General features: G+C 62.3%; 15 protein-coding genes and 1 other RNA gene. 8 read left to right on the top strand and 8 right to left on the bottom strand.

Going from position 1 to position 17,552, the window contains the following annotated elements; all coding sequences use genetic code 11:
- Positions 1-78: 78 nt before the first annotated feature.
- Both ssrA and ACSSU5_RS07250 read right to left on the bottom strand, forming a co-directional pair.
- Positions 79-470, bottom strand: a transfer-messenger RNA (tmRNA) gene (gene ssrA, locus ACSSU5_RS07255).
- A gap of 99 nt (positions 471-569) precedes the next feature.
- Positions 570-863: a PA2433 domain-containing protein gene (locus ACSSU5_RS07250; RefSeq protein WP_492560880.1), complete on the bottom strand. Its 294-nt coding sequence runs from the start codon at positions 861-863 to the stop codon at positions 570-572.
- A 406-nt stretch (positions 864-1,269) separates the two neighbouring features.
- On the opposite strand from ACSSU5_RS07250, the gene ACSSU5_RS07245 reads away from it, so the two are divergent.
- A complete protein-coding gene (locus ACSSU5_RS07245) occupies positions 1,270-1,518 on the top strand; it encodes a hypothetical protein (protein WP_099455354.1) in 249 nt (82 codons plus the stop codon).
- Between the two features lie 131 nt (positions 1,519-1,649).
- Here ACSSU5_RS07245 and ACSSU5_RS07240 read toward each other — a convergent pair whose 3' ends face one another.
- From ACSSU5_RS07240 to ACSSU5_RS07230, 3 genes are all read right to left on the bottom strand, one after another.
- Positions 1,650-4,460, bottom strand: coding sequence for an FAD-binding and (Fe-S)-binding domain-containing protein (locus ACSSU5_RS07240; RefSeq protein ID WP_492560879.1), 2,811 nt, complete (start codon positions 4,458-4,460; stop codon positions 1,650-1,652).
- A 77-nt stretch (positions 4,461-4,537) separates the two neighbouring features.
- Positions 4,538-5,683: an FMN-dependent L-lactate dehydrogenase LldD gene (lldD, locus tag ACSSU5_RS07235; RefSeq protein WP_264311504.1), complete on the bottom strand. Its 1,146-nt coding sequence runs from the start codon at positions 5,681-5,683 to the stop codon at positions 4,538-4,540.
- A 63-nt stretch (positions 5,684-5,746) separates the two neighbouring features.
- The gene (locus ACSSU5_RS07230) at positions 5,747-7,417 is read right to left on the bottom strand and encodes a lactate permease LctP family transporter (protein WP_492560878.1); all 1,671 of its coding nucleotides are present in this window, start codon (positions 7,415-7,417) and stop codon (positions 5,747-5,749) included.
- Positions 7,418-7,672: 255 nt separating this feature from the next.
- Here ACSSU5_RS07230 and ACSSU5_RS07225 point away from each other — a divergent pair, with 255 nt between their 5' ends.
- The gene (locus ACSSU5_RS07225; protein ID WP_264311506.1) at positions 7,673-8,440 is read left to right on the top strand and encodes an FCD domain-containing protein; all 768 of its coding nucleotides are present in this window, start codon (positions 7,673-7,675) and stop codon (positions 8,438-8,440) included.
- 134 nt (positions 8,441-8,574) lie between these two features.
- Here the strand turns inward: ACSSU5_RS07225 and smpB are convergent, their stop codons facing one another.
- Positions 8,575-9,057, bottom strand: a complete 483-nt coding sequence (gene smpB / locus ACSSU5_RS07220; protein ID WP_012312633.1) for an SsrA-binding protein SmpB — start codon at positions 9,055-9,057, stop codon at positions 8,575-8,577.
- A 163-nt stretch (positions 9,058-9,220) separates the two neighbouring features.
- On the opposite strand from smpB, the gene ACSSU5_RS07215 reads away from it, so the two are divergent.
- Entirely contained in the window at positions 9,221-9,655 is a 435-nt protein-coding gene (locus ACSSU5_RS07215) for a type II toxin-antitoxin system RatA family toxin (protein WP_264311507.1), read from the top strand.
- Positions 9,656-9,715: 60 nt separating this feature from the next.
- On the opposite strand, the gene bamE is transcribed toward ACSSU5_RS07215, so the two are convergent.
- Positions 9,716-10,249 (bottom strand): outer membrane protein assembly factor BamE domain-containing protein, encoded by a 534-nt coding sequence (gene bamE / locus ACSSU5_RS07210; protein WP_264311508.1) that lies wholly within the window; start codon positions 10,247-10,249, stop codon positions 9,716-9,718.
- A 97-nt stretch (positions 10,250-10,346) separates the two neighbouring features.
- Between bamE and fur the strand changes: the two genes are divergently transcribed.
- A complete protein-coding gene (gene fur / locus ACSSU5_RS07205) occupies positions 10,347-10,751 on the top strand; it encodes a ferric iron uptake transcriptional regulator (RefSeq protein WP_015271870.1) in 405 nt (134 codons plus the stop codon).
- 76 nt (positions 10,752-10,827) lie between these two features.
- On the opposite strand, the gene recN is transcribed toward fur, so the two are convergent.
- On the bottom strand, positions 10,828-12,501 hold the full coding sequence (gene recN, locus ACSSU5_RS07200) for a DNA repair protein RecN (RefSeq protein WP_264311509.1): 1,674 nt from the start codon (positions 12,499-12,501) through the stop codon (positions 10,828-10,830).
- 192 nt (positions 12,502-12,693) lie between these two features.
- Between recN and grpE the strand changes: the two genes are divergently transcribed.
- The 4 genes from grpE (at position 12,694) to dapB (ending at position 17,417) form a co-directional block, all read left to right on the top strand.
- Positions 12,694-13,248 carry a nucleotide exchange factor GrpE gene (gene grpE / locus ACSSU5_RS07195; protein WP_264311510.1) on the top strand — a complete coding sequence of 185 codons (555 nt, stop codon included), beginning with the start codon at positions 12,694-12,696 and terminating at the stop codon, positions 13,246-13,248.
- 101 nt (positions 13,249-13,349) lie between these two features.
- Positions 13,350-15,275, top strand: coding sequence for a molecular chaperone DnaK (gene dnaK, locus ACSSU5_RS07190; protein ID WP_264311511.1), 1,926 nt, complete (start codon positions 13,350-13,352; stop codon positions 15,273-15,275).
- 197 nt (positions 15,276-15,472) lie between these two features.
- Positions 15,473-16,597 (top strand): molecular chaperone DnaJ, encoded by a 1,125-nt coding sequence (gene dnaJ / locus ACSSU5_RS07185; protein ID WP_492560877.1) that lies wholly within the window; start codon positions 15,473-15,475, stop codon positions 16,595-16,597.
- 13 nt (positions 16,598-16,610) lie between these two features.
- Positions 16,611-17,417 (top strand): 4-hydroxy-tetrahydrodipicolinate reductase, encoded by an 807-nt coding sequence (gene dapB / locus ACSSU5_RS07180; RefSeq protein ID WP_264311513.1) that lies wholly within the window; start codon positions 16,611-16,613, stop codon positions 17,415-17,417.
- Positions 17,418-17,552: the final 135 nt, after the last annotated feature.

Below are 17,552 nucleotides of genomic sequence, written 5' to 3'. Positions count from 1 at the left end.
AAAAGATCAGTAAACCCTTGATTTCACTGACTTCCAGGCACAAAAAAAGACGTCCGTGGACGTCTTTGTTTGATAATTTGGTGGAGCCGGGGGGATTTGAACCCCCGTCCGCCAGTACTCCGCTGTCGGTACTACATGCTTAGCCGTGTCTACTGATTTAATCCGCAGCCGCCCGACGGGCAGGGTGCTTTGGATGAGTTGGGTAAGTTTTAGTCGCTTTGCCCCCAACGTGCTACACGACGATCCTGTTCTGTATGACAATCATTTCGGGTTTACAGGCATCCCCTGATGATTGCTGGAGCCGAAGCTACCAGGAGAGCGGGCTCAGCTGCTTACGCAGCGAGAGCGTAACCCTCGTAGTTTTCGTCATTGGCAACTATAGAAAGTTGCAACAGTGGATTTACGAGTTCTGTTACCAACTCGGCATGCACCTAGAGTTTCGCTACCGGCGTCGAATCCTAATCGGCCCCACACTCAGCTCTAGCTGACCGTACCTTTCGGCACGTGAGGCTGAGTATACGCGCTAAAGCGGGCGGCGTCGACAACAGGTTCCGCCGCCCGCCTCAGGCTCAGCTACCACTGCCACCGGCCGAGCCGCTGCCTTTCTCGGTTTTTTCCAGGCGTTCCAGCACTTTGCTGGTGATGGCGATGCATTCTTTGGTGTCGCCCGAGGCTTGGGCGGCCTTGGCTTTGTCGACGTGCTCGGTAAGGGCCTTGTCGAGGCCTTCGGAGGTGGCGCCGGCGGTGGCCATGCTGTCGTCGATCTTCTGCAGGTTGTTGGTGCAGAGGTCGTCGGCGGCAAACACCGGGGATGCCAGGAGGGTGGCGGCCGCGAAGAGGGCCGAAAGCGCGGTACCTTTCATGGGTGTCTCCTTATGAGGCCTCGGGAAGGTGGGCCTGTAAGGTGGACTGTGCGAATTTGGCGAGGGTTCAATCAGGATGCTGGCGGGGCTGTAGGTAAATTCTGAACTTGAAACTAAATGCTTCGGGTGGAATGGGTTTGGGAATTATCCTACTGGCGCCGCAGCCGTTTCTCTGTTGTCGATGATGGGCGTAGGGGCTAGTTTCCCTGGGTCGCCGTGGTTTGGCGATCGGGTGTGAGAGCCCGGCGATTACATCGTGCCTGTGTTATGGCAGCCGTTCGTGGGCAGGCTTCGGCCTGGCCGGAATCCCGATGTTCGCCGGTCTCTCACCCCGCGTACGGCTGCCGCCTTCCTTCTGTGAGAGGAAGCGGGTGACAGCTCCTTTTGTGAGCTCGGAGAATTCATCATGAAGAAACTCGTTCCTGATCCACCCAGCCAAACGTCACCACGTCCGTTCTATACCATCGACAACAAAGTCCCTTCACCGGAGGCGTTGCTGTACGCCATTCAGCTGATGCGCGGGATTGAAGACACCTTGGATGAATACATCTGCGGCAATGCCGGTGAGCCGGGTATCGGCATGCTGGTCAACTCGGTGCATAACGTGCAGATGAGCAGGGCGTTGGCCGAGCTGGTGCTGGCGCGCGAGCCCTGAAAACCTTAGGAAGTTGAGGTGGGATGGCACGGGCTTCGCCCGTGTTCGCGGGCAAGCCCGCTCCCACAGGGATCGGGCCGACTTTAGACGTTTGAGCAAGACAGTTGCTCTCACACCGCTTGCGGTAGTTGTTAGATGCTGCGGGGGCGGGTGACGCGGTCTACCAGGTAGACCAGGCCGTGGTAGTCGATGCCGCTGTGGCTCGACAACCCGATCTCACAGGTGCGGCTGGTGGAAATCCCTTCGCTGCAATACTGCACCGCATCCTTCAGGCTGCGCAGCGAGTGGGCATTGAGCTCTGGGGTGGTAAAGCCTTTATCACCGGCAAACCCGCAGCAGTGAATGCCTTCCGGGATCACCACTTGCTTGCTGCACCGCCGCGCCAGGTCGATCAGCGCCTGGCTTTCGCCCAGGTGCTGGGTGCTGCAGGTCACGTGCACGGCCACCGGCTCGTCCTGGGGGGTGAACTCCAGTTTGTCCAGCAGGTGGGTGCGGATGAAGCGCACCGGGTCGTACAGGTCCAGGCGGGTGTCGCCCAGGTCCTGCACCAGGCGCAGGGTGCAGGGGCTGGTGTCGCAGTAGATCGGGTCGAGGCCTCCGCGGCTGGCATGCAGCAGGGCGTTGATCAGTTCCTGGCGTTTGTGCTCGGCCTGCTCTGGGTAACCCTTGGAGGCGAATGGCTGGCCGCAGCAGAGGCTGTCGGCGTTGTCCGGGAACACGACTTGGTAACCGGCTTTTTCCAGCAGGGCGCGGGTCTTGTCCAGCAGCGAACTTTGTTCGCGGTCGGCATAGGCCGGGCCCATCACGCGTGAGACGCAGGCAGCCAGGTACACGACGCGGGGGCGGGCATCGTTGCTCGCGGGGCCGAAGTCGATGGCGCGCAGCGGCTGCGGCATGGCCGGCGTCCACTGCGGCAGTCGGCCGTTGCTGGCTTTGCTCAGCGATGCGGTCAGGCGGCTTAGGCGTGGGGCGCCGAGCAGCTTGCGGGCAGCATTGGCGGCGGTCAGGGTCAGGCGGGCGCCACTCAATGCCGTGTGGAAATGATCGGCCAGCCAGTCGGCGGTTTTTGCGTGCTCGGCGGCTTGGCTGCGCAGCTTCTTCACCAGCTCGCCGGTGTTGATGCCGACCGGGCAGCGCTGGGCGCACAGGCCGGTAGCGGCGCAGGTGTCGAGGCCTTGGTATTGGTAGGTCTTGAGCAGCTCCCGCGTGTCGACGCCGGCGCGTTTCTTGGCCTGGATATCACGCCACATGACGATGCGCTGGCGGGGGCTCAGGGTCAGCCCCTTGGACGGGCACACCGGTTCGCAGAAACCGCATTCGATGCACTTGTCGACGATTTCGTCGGCAGCCGGCAAGGGCTTGAGGTTTTTCAGGTGGATATCCCGGTCTTCACTCAGCACCACGTCGGGGTTGAGGATGCCGTTGGGGTCGAGCAGACGCTTGAGTGCCCACATCAACTGGTAGGCGTCATGGCCCCACTCCAGTTCCACGAACGGCGCCATGTTGCGCCCGGTGCCGTGCTCGGCCTTCAGCGAGCCACCGAACTCCACGGCCACCAGTTGTGCCACGTCGTCCATGAAGGCCTGGTAACGCGCGACTTCTTCGGCGCTGTTGAAGCCTTGGGTGAAGACGAAGTGCAGGTTGCCCTCCAGGGCATGGCCGAAAATGATCGCCTCGTCGTAATGGTGCTTGTCGAACAGCTGGATCAGGCGGTTGACGCCCTCTGCCAGTTGCTCGACGGGGAAGGTCACGTCTTCGATGATCACCGTGGTGCCGGTCTGGCGCACGGCACCAACGGCGGGGAAGGTGTCCTTGCGGATCTTCCACAGCTGGTTGTACACCGCCGGGTCTTCGCTGAACTCGACCTTCTGCTCCAGGGGGTAGTCGTCAATCGATGCCATCACCTGCTGCAGTTGCTCATGCAACAGCGTCTGGCTGGCGGCGCGGGATTCGATCAGTAGCGCGCAGGCATTGTCTGACAGGCCTTTTACCCACAGGGGCATGCCGGGCATGTTCTGCACCGAGCGCAGGCTGCGGCGGTCGAGCAGTTCGACGGCGGACACGGGCTGGCGCTTGAGCACGGTCACCGCGCGGCAGCAACTCTCGACGCTGGGGAACACCAGCAGGGCGCTGGCCTTGTGCGGGTGGTCGGGCACGGTGTCGTAGGTGACGGCGCTGATGAAGCCCAGCGTGCCTTCAGACCCGACCAGCAAGTGCTGCAGGATATCGAGCGGCTGGTCGTAGTCCACCAGGGCATTGAGTGACAGGCCGGTGGTGTTCTTCAGCCGGTACTTGTGGCGGATGCGGTCTGCCAGTTCGGTGTTGGCGCGGGTTTCGCGGCCCAGGCGGGCCAGGGCTTCCAGCAGGTCGGCATGGCTGTGCTTGAAGGCCGTGACGCTGGCCGGGTCTTCGCTGTCCAGGCGGGTGCCGTCGGCCAGTACCAGGCGCAGGCCCGCCAGGGTGTGATAGGTGTTTTGCGCAGTGCCGCAGCACATGCCGCTGGCGTTGTTGGCGACGATGCCGCCGATCTTGCAGGCGTTGATCGAGGCGGGGTCTGGGCCGATCTTGCGGCCGTAGGGGGCCAGCCAGGCGTTGGCCTGGGCGCCGATGACGCCGGGCTGCAGGCGGATCTGCTCACCCTGGCCGCGAATTTCACGGCCGTTCCAGTTGTCGCCGAGCACAATCAGCACCGAGTCGCTGATGGCCTGCCCAGACAAACTGGTGCCGGCGGCGCGGAAGGTCACCGGCACGCGCTCGCGCTGGGCCAACTGCAGCAGGCCGACCACTTCGTCCTCGGACTCGACGCGTACCACCAGCTTGGGGATCAGCCGATAGAAGCTGGCATCGGTGCCGAAGGCCAGGGTGGAGGTCGGGTCGTCGAAACGGCGTTCGGCGGGTATCAGGCGCTCGACATCACGCAGGAACGCGGCGGGCAGGCTCATGCAATCTCCTCGCGGGGCCACGGCGTCTGGTGCGCCGCATGCCCCGGTCAATCAGGCGGTGTTTCGTGGGGGCGCAATCAGGCGCCCAGTTCGCGCACCAGCGAATCGCGGGTGATCTCGCTGATCGTCTTGGCGCCGGTCAGCACCATGGCCACGCGCATTTCCTTCTCGAACAGTTCGAGCAGGTTCTTCACCCCGGCCTCGCCATGCACGGCGAGGGCCCAGAGGAAGGCGCGGCCGATCAGCACGGTGTCGGCGCCCATGGCGATCATGCGCACCACGTCGAGGCCGCTGCGGATGCCGGAGTCGGCGAGGATCTTCAGGTCGCCCTTGACCGCGTCGGCAATCGCCGGCAGGGCGCGGGCGCTGGACAGCACGCCGTCGAGCTGGCGGCCGCCGTGGTTGGACACGACGATGCCGTCGGCACCGAACTTGACCGCGTCGCGGGCATCGTCGGCATCCAGGATGCCCTTGATGATCATCGGGCCCTCCCAGTAGTCGCGGATCCACTCCAGGTCTTTCCAGGAGATCGACGGGTCGAAGTTGTTGCCCAGCCAGCCGATGTAGTCGGCAAGGCCTGTGGGGTTGCCACGGTATTTGGAGATGTTGCCGAGGTCGTGTGGGCGGCCCATCACACCGACGTCCCAGGCCCACTCAGGGTGGGTCATGGCTTGCAGCACGCGGCGCATCGGGCCGTTGCTGCCGCTCATGCCGGAGTGGGCGTCGCGGTAACGGGCACCGGGGACGGGCATGTCGACGGTGAACACCAGGGTCTTGACCCCGGCGGCCTTGGCCCGCTCCAGCGCGTTGCGCATGAAGCCGCGGTCCTTGAGCACATACAGCTGGAACCACATCGGCCGGTTGATGGCCGGTGCAACTTCTTCGATCGGGCACACCGACACGGTCGACATGGTGAACGGGATGCCATGGGCCGCAGCGGCGCGTGCCGCCTGCACTTCGCCACGGCGGGCGTACATGCCGGTCAGGCCGACCGGGGCCAGGGCCACGGGCATGCTCAGGGTTTCGTCGAACAGCTTGGTTTCCAGGCTGAGCTCGGACATGTTCTTCAACACGCGCTGGCGCAGGGCGATGCTGGCCAGGTCCGAGACGTTGTGGCGCAACGTGTGCTCGGCGTAGGCGCCGCCGTCGGCGTAGTGGAAGAGGAAGGGGGGCAGCTTGCGTTGGGCCGCGGCGCGATAGTCGGTGGAGGCGGAAATGATCATGGATTCTCGCAGCGTTGCTTGAGGGGAATGCCGGGCGCAGCGTGGCGCCCGGCCCCTTTCACTTTAGTGATGAACCAGCATGCCGGTCAGCCAGTAAGCCTGGATCAGGGTGATCAGGCCCACGATGGTGGCGAAGAACAGGCTGTGCTTGACGGTGAAGCGGAACAGGTCGGATTCCTTGCCCACCAGGCCGGTGGCAGCGCAGGCCACGGCGATGGACTGTGGCGAAATCATCTTGCCGGTCACGCCGCCGCTGGTGTTGGCGGCCACCAGCAGGGTGTCGTTGACCCCGATCTGGTGCGCGGTGGTGGCCTGCAGCGAGCTGAACAGGGCGTTGGACGAGGTGTCGGAGCCTGTCAGGAACACGCCCAGCCAGCCGAGGAACGGCGAGAAGAACGGGAACGCGGCGCCGGTGCCGGCCAGGACCAGGGCCATGGTCGAGGACATGCCCGAGTAGTTGGTGACGAAGGCGAAGGCCAGCACCATGCCGATCGAGAGGATCGGCCAGCGCAGTTCCCAGAACGTCTCTTTGAAAGTGGTCAGACCAGTTTTGAAGTTGATCTTGAGCACCGCCATGGAGATCAGCGCCGAGAGGAAGATCGCGGTGCCGGTGGCGGAGATCGGGTCGAGCTTGAACACCGCTGGCATGGCGGTTGGCGCGGCGACGATCGGGGCGGTCTTGATCACCAGTTGGTCAAGGTGCGGGATGGCGAAGTTGAACACGAAGTTGTACATCGCACCGCCCGGCGCGAACGCGGCCTTGAACGGTTTCAGGGTCCAGATGGTGACCAGCACGGTGAGGATCAGGAACGGCGACCAGGCCTTGAAGATCTCGCCGAAGCTGTAAGGGGTTGGCTGGCTGCCGCTGGATTGCACGACGGCGGCGCCGACGCTGCCCTTGGCTTCGGTGAACGAACGCTTGGGCTGCCAGACTTTCAGGAACAGGGTCAGGCAGATCAGGCTGGCCAGGGCCGAGGTGATGTCTGGCAGTTCTGGGCCGATGAAGTTCGAGGTGAAGTACTGGGTTACGGCAAAGCTCAGGCCGGCGACCAGCGCTGCAGGCCAGGTTTCTTTCACGCCGCGCAGGCCGTCCATCATGAACACCAGCCAGAACGGCACGAACAGCGACAGCAGCGGCAGTTGGCGGCCGGTCATGGCGCCAATGTGGAAGGCGTCGATGCCGGTGACCTGGCCGGCCACGATGATCGGGATGCCCAGCGCGCCGAAGGCGACCGGCGCGGTGTTGGCGATCAGGCACAGGCCGGCGGCGTACAGCGGGTTGAAGCCCAGGCCCACCAGCAGCGCGGCCGTGATGGCCACAGGTGCGCCAAAGCCGGCCGCGCCTTCCAGGAAGGCACCGAAGCAGAAGCCGATCAGCAGCACTTGCAGGCGCTGGTCGTCGGTGATCGACAGCACCGAGCTGCGGATCACTTCGAACTGGCCGCTCTTGACCGTGAGTTTGTACAGGAACACCGCGGCAACGATGATCCAGGCAATTGGCCAGAGGCCGTAGAGGAAGCCGTAACCCGCGGCGGCAAAGGCCATGTCGACAGGCATCTGGAAGGCGAAGATCGCCACCAGGATCGACAGCGCGAGGGTGATGCTGCCGGCGACGTGGCCTTTGAGGCGGAACACGGCGAGGGCGAGGAAGAAGAACACGATAGGGATGACTGCCGCCAGTGCGGACAGGCCAAGACTACCAAGCGGGCTATAGAGTTGTTGCCAGGTTTGCATATGGGGTGGCCCCTAATTGTTGTTGGTCAGCACTGGCATTGGATAATTGGTAAGACCAATTTACAATGTCTGGGCGCTAGGTTAAAAGCGCTGTTGTGGGTGTGTCAATTTGTCCGACACAAAACTTTGGTCGCGTGCCGATGAGCGGGCGTCTGATGGCCTTGGAAAAACACCCGTTGATGGGTGTGTGTACGGCGTGGATCGGCGAGAATAGGCGCCCCCTGATATCTGCCGGGGGTTTGTGGAGAGCATGTGATGGTTTTTGATCAGGTCCGCCAACGGCGCCTGTCCGACGACATCGTCGATCGGTTGGAAGGGATGATTCTCGAAGGCACGCTGACCTCGGGCCAGCGGCTGCCGGCCGAGCGCGCCCTTGCCGAACAGTTCGGTGTGTCGCGCCCGTCACTGCGTGAGGCGATTCAGAAGCTGGTGGCAAAGGGGCTGCTGATCAGTCGTCAGGGCGGTGGCAACTTTGTTGCAGAGTCGCTGGGCTCGACGTTCAGCGACCCGCTGTTGCAGTTGCTTGAGCACAGCCCCGAGGCGCAGCGCGACTTGCTTGAGTTCCGCCATACCCTGGAGGCTTCCTGCGCCTATTACGCGGCCCAGCGCGCCACCGAGCCTGACCGGGCACGGCTCAAAGCGGCCTTCGACGTGTTGCAGGACTGCTACACCCGGGTTGACGAGGTGACCCGGGCGGAGGAGGGCGCGGCCGATGCGCGCTTCCACTTGGCGATAGCTGAGGCCAGCCATAACGCGGTCTTGCTGCATACCATTCGCGGCCTGTTCGACCTGCTAAAGCGTAACGTGGTGACCAATATTGGCGGCATGTACCAGCAGCGGACCGAAACCCGGGACATGCTGATCAGTCAGCACCGGGAGCTGTACCTGGCGATTGTCGAGGGCAGGGCGGAGGATGCGCGGGAGGTTTCCAGCCGGCACATTTTGTATGTGCAGGAGGTGCTGCATGAAGCGCACGAAGAGGCGCAGCGTGTGGCGCGGGCGGAGCGGCGCAGCGGGCGCTGAGGTTTGCGTTTGCAGCGCAGGCCTCTTCGCGGGGCAAGCCCGCTCCCACAGATAACCCACTGCCTTCAAATTCGGTGGGTTACGTGTGGGAGCGGGCTTGCCCCGCGAAGAGGCCCGCACAGGCTAAAGAAGACCTAGTCTTCCTTGCCCTTGTTACGCACGGCACGCTGCAGCTCGCGGTTGGAATCGCGTTCGCGCACGGTGTCGCGCTTGTCGAATTCCTTCTTGCCCTTGCCAAGCGCGATCTCGCACTTGATCAGGTGCTTGCTCCAGTACAGCGCCAGGGCCACACAGGTGTAACCCTTTTGCGCCACGGCCGCTTCCACACGTTCGAGCTCGCGCTTGTTCAGCAGCAGCTTGCGAGAGCGGATAGGGTCGGCGATGACGTGGGTGCTGGCCGTGGTCAGCGGGGTGATGTGGCTGCCGAACAGCCAGGCTTCGCCATCCTTGAGCAGCACGTAGCTGTCGGTCAGGTGCGCCTTGCCGGCCCGCAGGCTCTTTACTTCCCAACCGGACAGGACCAGCCCGGCCTCGAACTTGTGTTCGATGAAGTAATCGTGTCGCGCTTTCTTGTTTTGCGCGATGGTCCCGGTCGGATGTTTCTTTTGTTTAGCCATAGGGGCGGCATTATAGGCAACTCGATGCGTCGTCGGCTATGGGATTTCGGTGTGCTTGAGCCACTGCAATGAATACCGGACAATACAGGCCCTGTCGTAGGTACAGAACCTGCTTTTGGCGCGCTGCGAAGCGCCGCCACCCAGCCTTGGAAGTGACGCCTGGATGACTACCCATATTCAACGCTCTGCCCTGCTGCCGTATCCCGCCCAGGCGCTTTACGATCTGGTCAATGACGTGGCCAGCTACCCGCAATTCTTGCCATGGTGCTCGGCGTCCACGGTCATCGAGGCCAGTGACACGCACATGCGCGCCAAGCTTGAGGTTGCCAAAGGTGGCATGAGCCAGCATTTCGTCACGCGCAATGTGCTGGTGCCGGGGCAGTCCATCGAAATGAATCTGGAAGAGGGGCCGTTCTCCCAGTTACATGGCGTGTGGGTGTTCAAACCACTGGGCGAGAAGGCCTGCAAGATCAGCCTGGATCTGTCCTTCGATTATGCAGGGCCCTTGGTACGGGCGACGTTGGGGCCGCTGTTCAATCAGGCGGCCAACACCCTGGTGGATGCCTTCTGCCAGCGCGCCAAGCAGCTTAATGCCTGAGTGCTTGTCGGGCACAAAAAAGCCCGGGTCTAGGCCCGGGCTTTTTATTGCCGCCCGCGTTTATTGCGGGGAGGTTTCCAGCGGTGCTGGTGTCGGGACCGGGGTGGTCTCGATGGTGTCGATCTCGCGCTGGATGGAATCTTCCACCGAACCCGGCTTGGCCGGTTTCTCTTCTGGCTGAGGTGTGGCCTGCTCTGGCTGAGTCGCCGGGCTGACAGTGGTGTCGCTGCTGCCACCCAGGATTTCCTGGTCGCGGCTCACGCCTGGCATGAAATCGCCAGACAGGTTGACCAGTTGGTCGCTTTCGTTGAAGAAAATGCTCATGCGCTCTTGCTGGCGTTTTCCGCCACCAGGCTGCAGGCTGTACAGGTAGTCCCAACGGTTGGTGTTGAACGTGTCCTGAATCAGCGGGTTGCCCATGATAAACCTTACTTGCCGTCGGGTCATTCCCGGGCGTAATTGGTCTATCATGTCCTGCGTGACGACATTGCCCTGCTGGATGTCGATTTTGTAAACCCCGGGAAACGAGCAACCGGCGAGTGCGAGCAGTCCCACTAGGGTGAGGCTGGTTAGCAAGAGCTTGGTGTTTTGCATCGGTGGGCGACTTCCACTATCTTGGCTGGACAACGTAAACCCCGATCATACCCGTATTAAGAGAAGCTGCGAAGCAGCATCGGCGAGAAAGCTGACCATGGTTGAAAATAGCGAATTACGCAAAGCCGGTCTCAAGGTTACCCTGCCTCGAGTAAAGATCCTTCAGATGCTCGATTCTACCGAGCAGCGTCACATGAGTGCCGAGGATGTCTACAAGGCCTTGATGGAGGCTGGCGAGGACGTCGGCCTGGCCACCGTCTACCGCGTGCTGACCCAGTTCGAAGCGGCGGGTCTGGTGGTTCGCCACAACTTCGACGGCGGTCACGCGGTCTTCGAACTGGCGGATGGCGGTCACCACGACCATATGGTCAACGTGGAGACCAGTGAAGTCATCGAGTTCATGGACGCTGAAATCGAGAAGCGTCAGCGCGAGATCGTGGCCGAGCATGGCTACGAGCTGGTGGACCACAATCTGGTCCTCTACGTGCGTAAGAAAAAGTAACGATTTCGATCGTTATAAACAGCAAAGGCGACCTTCGGGTCGCCTTTGTGCTTTTGGGGTGAGAGCAGATTGGCAATCAAGCCTTGCCGCTGACCACCATCTTGCGCGCATGCGCCAGGGATTCCTTGGTCAGGTCGATGCCGCCCAGCATGCGCGCCACTTCCTCGACCCGCTCGCGCTTGCCCAGGCTGGCCACAGCCGTGTGGGTGGTGTCGCTGTTGCGCACCTTGTGCACGAACAGGTGGTGATGCCCTTGCGCCGCGACCTGTGGCAGGTGGGTCACGGTCAGTACCTGGCCGCGGTCACCCAGCCGGCGCAGCAGTTGGCCGACGATCTCGGCCGTAGGGCCGCCGATGCCCACGTCGACTTCGTCGAACACCAGGGTAGGGATGCGCGAGGTCTGCGCGGTAATCACCTGGATCGCCAGGCTGATGCGTGACAGCTCGCCACCCGAAGCCACCTTGGCCAGGCCCTTGAGCGGTTGCCCAGGGTTGGCGCTTACCAGCAATTCGATCTGCTCCAGGCCGTGGGGCGACAGGTCGTTGCCTTCGTTAGGGGTGAGTTCGATACAGAAGCGCCCCCCCGGCATGCCCAGGCGTTGGACTTCTTGCTCGACGGCGACCGCCAGTTGTTGAGCGGCCTGCTGGCGCAAGGCGCTCAGCTCGCGCGCCCGTTCCTTGTAGTGCTGGGCGTAGGCGGCCAGCTCTTCGCCCAGGCGCTCGATCGACTCGTCGCTGGCATTGAGGCTTTCCAGCTCTTCCATCAGCCGCTGCTGCAGATGCGGCAGTTCGGTGGGGTGCACGCGGTGCTTGCGGGCCAGGGTATAGATGGTGTCGAGACGCTCTTCCAGGGCCTGCAGGCGCATTGGGTCGGCGTCGAAGTGGTCGAGAAAGCGATTGAGCTCGCCCACGGCTTCCTCGACCTGGATCTGTGCACTGGCGATCAGGGTGGCGGCCTCGCCCAGGGCCTTGGGCGAGTTGGTGGCGGCGCCCAACCGGTTGAGGCTGGAGGTGAGGGCGCTGAGCACATTGCCCGAGTCGCTCTCGCTGCACTGGTCGATGACCTGGCGGCAGATGCCGAACAGCGCTTCGGCATTGGTCAGGTTCTTGTGTTCCTGCTCTAGCTGCTCCAGCTCGTTTTCGCCCAGGCCCAGGTTGTCCAGCTCTTCTAGCTGATAGCTGAGCAGTTGGTGGCGGGCGCGTTGCTCGTCACCTGAATTGGACAGGCGTTCCCGCTCAAGGCGGGTCTGGTTCCAGCGTTTGGCGGCCAGTTGTACCTGGCGGGCCAGGTCGATGGCGCCGGCGTACTCGTCCAGCAGGCGCCGATGGGTATCGGTCTTGAGCAGTGACTGATGCTCATGCTGGCTGTGGATGTCGATCAGCAGTTCGCCGAGCGACTTGAGGTCGCCCAGTGGGCAGGGCGTGCCGTTGATGTAACCGCGGCTGCGACCTTCGGCGGTGATGACCCGGCGCAGGATGCACGGGCCATCGTTGTCCAGATCACGTTCGGCCAGCCAGGTGCGGGCTTCGGGGATGTCGGCCAGGTCGAAGGTGGCGAGGATGTCTGCCTTGTCTGCGCCGGGGCGCACCACGCCACTGTCTGCGCGGTCGCCGAGGGTCAGGCCGAGGGCGTCGAGCATGATCGATTTGCCTGCGCCGGTCTCGCCCGTGATGACGGACATGCCGCGGGCAAGTTCGAGGTCGAGGTGTTCGACGATGGCGTAGTTGTGAATGGACAGGTGCACCAGCATGTGGGCGGCTCCCGAAGGGTCAGGTCTGGTTATTTATACAGTACTTTTTTCTACCCTGACAATGCCCGTTCGGAGATTCTCATAGGCCCGGAAAACCATGCTGCCCCTTGAAGCTGGTTTTTCCGGCCCCATATAGCCGACAACAAAGGCGAGCCTGGCTCGTAATCCAGAAATTTGCGCAGGAGAGACCCAATGGCTGACGAACAGCTGAATGAGAAAGACCTTAACGTCGAAGAGACCGGTGCAGAGAATGTCGGCGCCCGTGTTCTGGAGCTCGAGGAACAGCTGGCCGCCGCCAAGGATCAGTCGCTGCGTGTCGCTGCAGAAGCGCAGAACAGCATTCGTCGCGCTGAGCAGGAGGTCGAGAAGGCCCGCAAGTTCGCCCTCGAGAAGTTTTCTGGCGACCTGCTGCCGGTGATCGACAGCCTGGAGATGGCCCTGGCGCATCTCAAGCCTGACGACGAACAAGTCAAGAGCACGCGTGAAGGCGTCGAGCTGACCCTGAAGATGTTCCAGGACACCCTCAAGCGCTACAACCTCGAAGCCGTCGATCCGCACGGCCAGCCGTTCAACCCTGAGCACCACCAGGCCATGGCCATGCAGGAAAACGGCGAAGTAGAGCCGAACAGCGTATTGAACGTGTTCCAGAAGGGCTACCTGCTCAACGGCCGCCTGCTGCGCCCCGCCATGGTGGTGGTCAGCAAGGCGCCGAGCGCAGCGCAACCTTCGATCAATGAAAAGGCTTGAAATCCACCGGGGCAACCCCATCTAGGTGTCAAGCCTTCAAGTATTACTGCAGTTGGCCAAAGTAGTCGCTGCTACCAAATTCAAGTTTCGGGAGAGTTAACATGGGCAAAATCATCGGTATCGACCTGGGGACCACCAACTCGTGTGTCTCCATCCTGGAAAACGGTAACGTCAAAGTCATCGAAAACGCCGAGGGTGCGCGTACTACCCCTTCGATCGTGGCTTACGCCAACGATGGCGAAATCCTGGTAGGTCAGTCGGCCAAGCGCCAGGCTGTCACCAACCCGCACAACACCCTGTTCGCAGTGAAGCGCCTGATTGGCCGCCGCTTCGATGAGCAAGTCGTGCAGAAAGACATTCAGCTGGTTCCGTACAAAATCGCCAAGGCTGACAACGGTGACGCCTGGGTCGAAGTCAACGGCCAGAAAATGGCGCCGCCACAAATCAGCGCCGAAGTGCTGAAGAAAATGAAGAAGACCGCCGAAGACTACCTCGGCGAGCCTGTTACCGAGGCGGTCATCACCGTTCCGGCCTACTTCAACGACAGCCAGCGTCAGGCCACCAAAGACGCCGGCCGCATCGCGGGTCTGGACGTAAAACGTATCATCAACGAGCCGACCGCTGCTGCACTGGCGTACGGCATGGACAAGGCCAAGGGCGACCACACTGTCATCGTTTATGACCTGGGTGGCGGTACCTTCGACGTTTCGGTCATCGAAATTGCCGAAGTTGACGGTGAGCACCAGTTCGAAGTACTGGCTACCAACGGCGACACCTTCCTGGGTGGCGAAGACTTCGACATGCTGCTGATCGACTACCTCGTCGAGGAGTTCAAGAAAGAGTCCGGCATGAACCTGAAGGGCGACCCGCTGGCCATGCAGCGCCTGAAAGAAGCTGCTGAAAAGGCCAAGATCGAGCTGTCGTCCGCTCAGTCGACCGATGTCAACCTGCCGTACATCACCGCAGACGCCACCGGTCCTAAGCACCTGAACGTGAAGATCTCCCGCGCCAAGCTGGAGTCGCTGGTAGAAGACTTGGTGCAACGCACCATCGAGCCTTGCCGCATCGCGCTGAAAGACGCCGGCATCGACGCCAGCAAGATCGACGACGTGATCCTGGTCGGCGGCCAGACCCGTATGCCGCTGGTACAGAAAACCGTTGCTGACTTCTTCGGCAAGGAAGCACGCAAGGACGTCAACCCGGACGAAGCCGTCGCCATGGGCGCCGCCATCCAGGGTGCCGTTCTGGCCGGTGACGTGAAAGACGTACTGCTGCTGGACGTCAGCCCGCTGACCCTGGGTATCGAAACCATGGGTGGCGTGATGACCGCGCTGATCGAGAAGAACACCACCATTCCGACCAAGAAGTCGCAGGTGTTCTCGACTGCCGACGACAACCAGGGCGCAGTGACCATTCACGTGCTGCAGGGTGAGCGCAAGCAAGCTTCGCAGAACAAGTCGTTGGGCAAGTTCGACCTGGCCGAGATTCCACCAGCGCCACGCGGTGTTCCGCAGATCGAAGTGACCTTCGACATCGACGCCAACGGCATTCTGCACGTCGGTGCGAAAGACAAGGCTACCGGTAAGGCTCAGTCGATCGTGATCAAGGCCAACTCCGGCCTGTCGGATGAAGAAGTCGAGCGCATGGTGCGTGATGCCGAGGCCAATGCCGAGGAAGACCGCAAGTTCGAAGAGCTGGCTGCTGCCCGTAACCAGGGTGATGCGCTGGTTCACTCGACCCGCAAGATGGTCGCTGATGCAGGTGACAAGGTCACCGCTGAAGAGAAAACCGCCATCGAAGCGGCTGTGGTTGCCCTGGAAGCCGCTGTCAAAGGCGACGACAAGGCCGCGATCGACGCCAAGGTCGAAGAGCTGTCCAAGGTCTCCGCACCGGTTGCCCAGAAGATGTACGCCGAGCAGTCGGCTGAACAACCTCAGGGTGGCGCGCAGCAGGCCGAGCCGGAAGCCAAGCACGATGACGTGGTTGACGCCGAGTTCGAAGAAGTGAAAGGCGACGACAAGAAGTAATCGTTGCATGTTGTCGGCCAGCTCACCGGCGGTTGTCGGTGAGCTGGTAGGATGTCGCCGCGCGGGGGCTTGCTCCCGCGTTGGCGTATCTGGAATTCGAGAATTTTTACAGCATTTGTCTAGGCCCTTCGTGGTATTCGGGCAGGTGCTGATGGCGCGGCGCGGATGCCGAACGCCCAACAAGGTGCAAATGACCTATGTCCAAGCGTGATTATTATGAGGTCCTGGGTGTCGAGCGCGGCGCCAGTGAAGCTGACCTGAAAAAGGCTTATCGCCGCCTGGCGATGAAGTTCCACCCAGACCGCAACCCGGGTGACAAAGAGTCGGAAGACAAGTTCAAGGAGGCCAACGAGGCCTACGAAGTACTGTCTGACGCGAGCAAGCGTGCGGCGTTCGACCAGTACGGCCATGCCGGCGTCGACCCAAGCATGGGTGGCGGCGGTGCAGGCTTTGGCGGTGCCAACTTCTCTGACATCTTTGGCGATGTGTTCAGTGACTTCTTCGGCGGTGGTCGCGGCGGTGGTCGTGGCGGCGCCCAGCGTGGCAGCGACCTGCGCTACACGCTGGAGCTGAACCTGGAAGAAGCGGTGCGTGGCACCACGGTCAATATCCGCGTGCCCACGCTGGTCAACTGCACGCCTTGCGATGGCTCCGGTGCGAAGAAGGGCTCGACCCCATCGACCTGCCCGACCTGCGGGGGTATCGGCCAGGTGCGCATGCAGCAAGGCTTCTTCTCGGTGCAGCAGACCTGCCCGCGTTGCCATGGCCAGGGCAAGATCATCACCGACCCTTGCGGCGCGTGCCACGGCGAAGGCCGTGTCGAGGAATACAAGACGCTGTCGGTCAAGGTGCCGGCGGGTGTCGATACCGGTGACCGCATTCGCCTGTCGGGCGAGGGCGAGGCCGGTACCCATGGTGGCCCGACTGGCGACCTGTACGTGGTCATCAGCGTGCGTGAGCACGAGATTTTCCAGCGCGATGGCAAGCACCTGTACTGCGAAGTGCCGATCAGCTATACCGATGCGGCCCTGGGTGGCGAGCTGGAAGTGCCGACCCTCGATGGCCGCGTGAAGCTGAAGATTCCGGAAGGTACCCAGACCGGCAAGCAGTTCCGCTTGCGGGGCAAGGGTGTTGCGCCGGTGCGTGGCGGTGGTGCGGGCGACCTGCTGTGCCGTGTGGCGGTGGAAACCCCGGTCAACCTCAGCCGTCGTCAGCGCGAGCTGCTCGAAGAGCTGCGTGACTCGCTGGAAGGCGACAGCTCCCATTCGCCCAAGGCCAGTGGCTGGTTCGATGGTGTGAAGCGCTTCTTCGGCGATCTCTGACAAGGAACAGGTTATGCGACGTATTGCGGTAATGGGCGCAGCAGGGCGGATGGGCAAGGTCCTGATCGAGGCTGTTCAGCATCAGGCCCCGAAGGCTGGCCTGACGGCTGCCATCCATCGTCCGGACAGCACCCTGGTGGGTGCCGATGCTGGCGAGCTGGCGGGGTTGGGGCGCATTGGCGTGCCAATCGTCGATGATCTGCACAAGGTCATTGACGAGTTCGACGTGCTGATCGACTTCACGCACCCTTCGGTGACCCTGAAGAACCTGGCCTTCTGCCGTAAGCACGGCAAGGCCATGATCATCGGTACCACCGGCTTCAGCGTCGAAGAGAAGCAATTGCTGGCTGACGCGGGCAAGGAAATTCCGATCGTGTTCGCCGCCAACTTCAGTGTGGGTGTCAACCTCAGCCTCAAGCTGCTGGACATGGCGGCGCGGGTGCTGGGTGATGATGTCGATATCGAGATCATCGAGGCGCACCACCGGCACAAGGTCGATGCGCCGTCGGGTACTGCGCTGCGCATGGGCGAAGTGGTTGCCAATGCGTTGGGCCGTGACCTGCAGGAGGTGGCAGTGTATGGCCGTGAAGGCCAGACCGGCGCGCGTGATCGCAAGACCATCGGCTTCGCCACTGTGCGTGCCGGTGACGTGGTGGGTGACCACACCGTGCTGTTCGCCGCCGAAGGCGAGCGCCTGGAAATCACCCACAAGGCGTCGAGCCGCATGACGTTTGCCAAGGGTGCGGTACGTGCTGCGCTGTGGCTGGACGGGCGCGAGCCGGGCCTGTACGACATGCAGGATGTGCTCGAACTGCGCTGAGCTGTTCGAGCTGCGGTGGTCTCTTCGCGGGCAAGCCCGCTCCCACAGGTACTGCGCAGGCCTTCAGGCATGCGGGGTCCCCGTTGGGGATTACACAGCCTTTGTGGCTTGTGAGGCACCTGTGGGAGCGGGCTT

The organism is Pseudomonas sp. E1MeOHC2, assembly GCF_058745025.1.
Note: the sequence above shows the minus strand (reverse complement) of the source record. Positions and strands in the feature narration are given on the sequence as shown.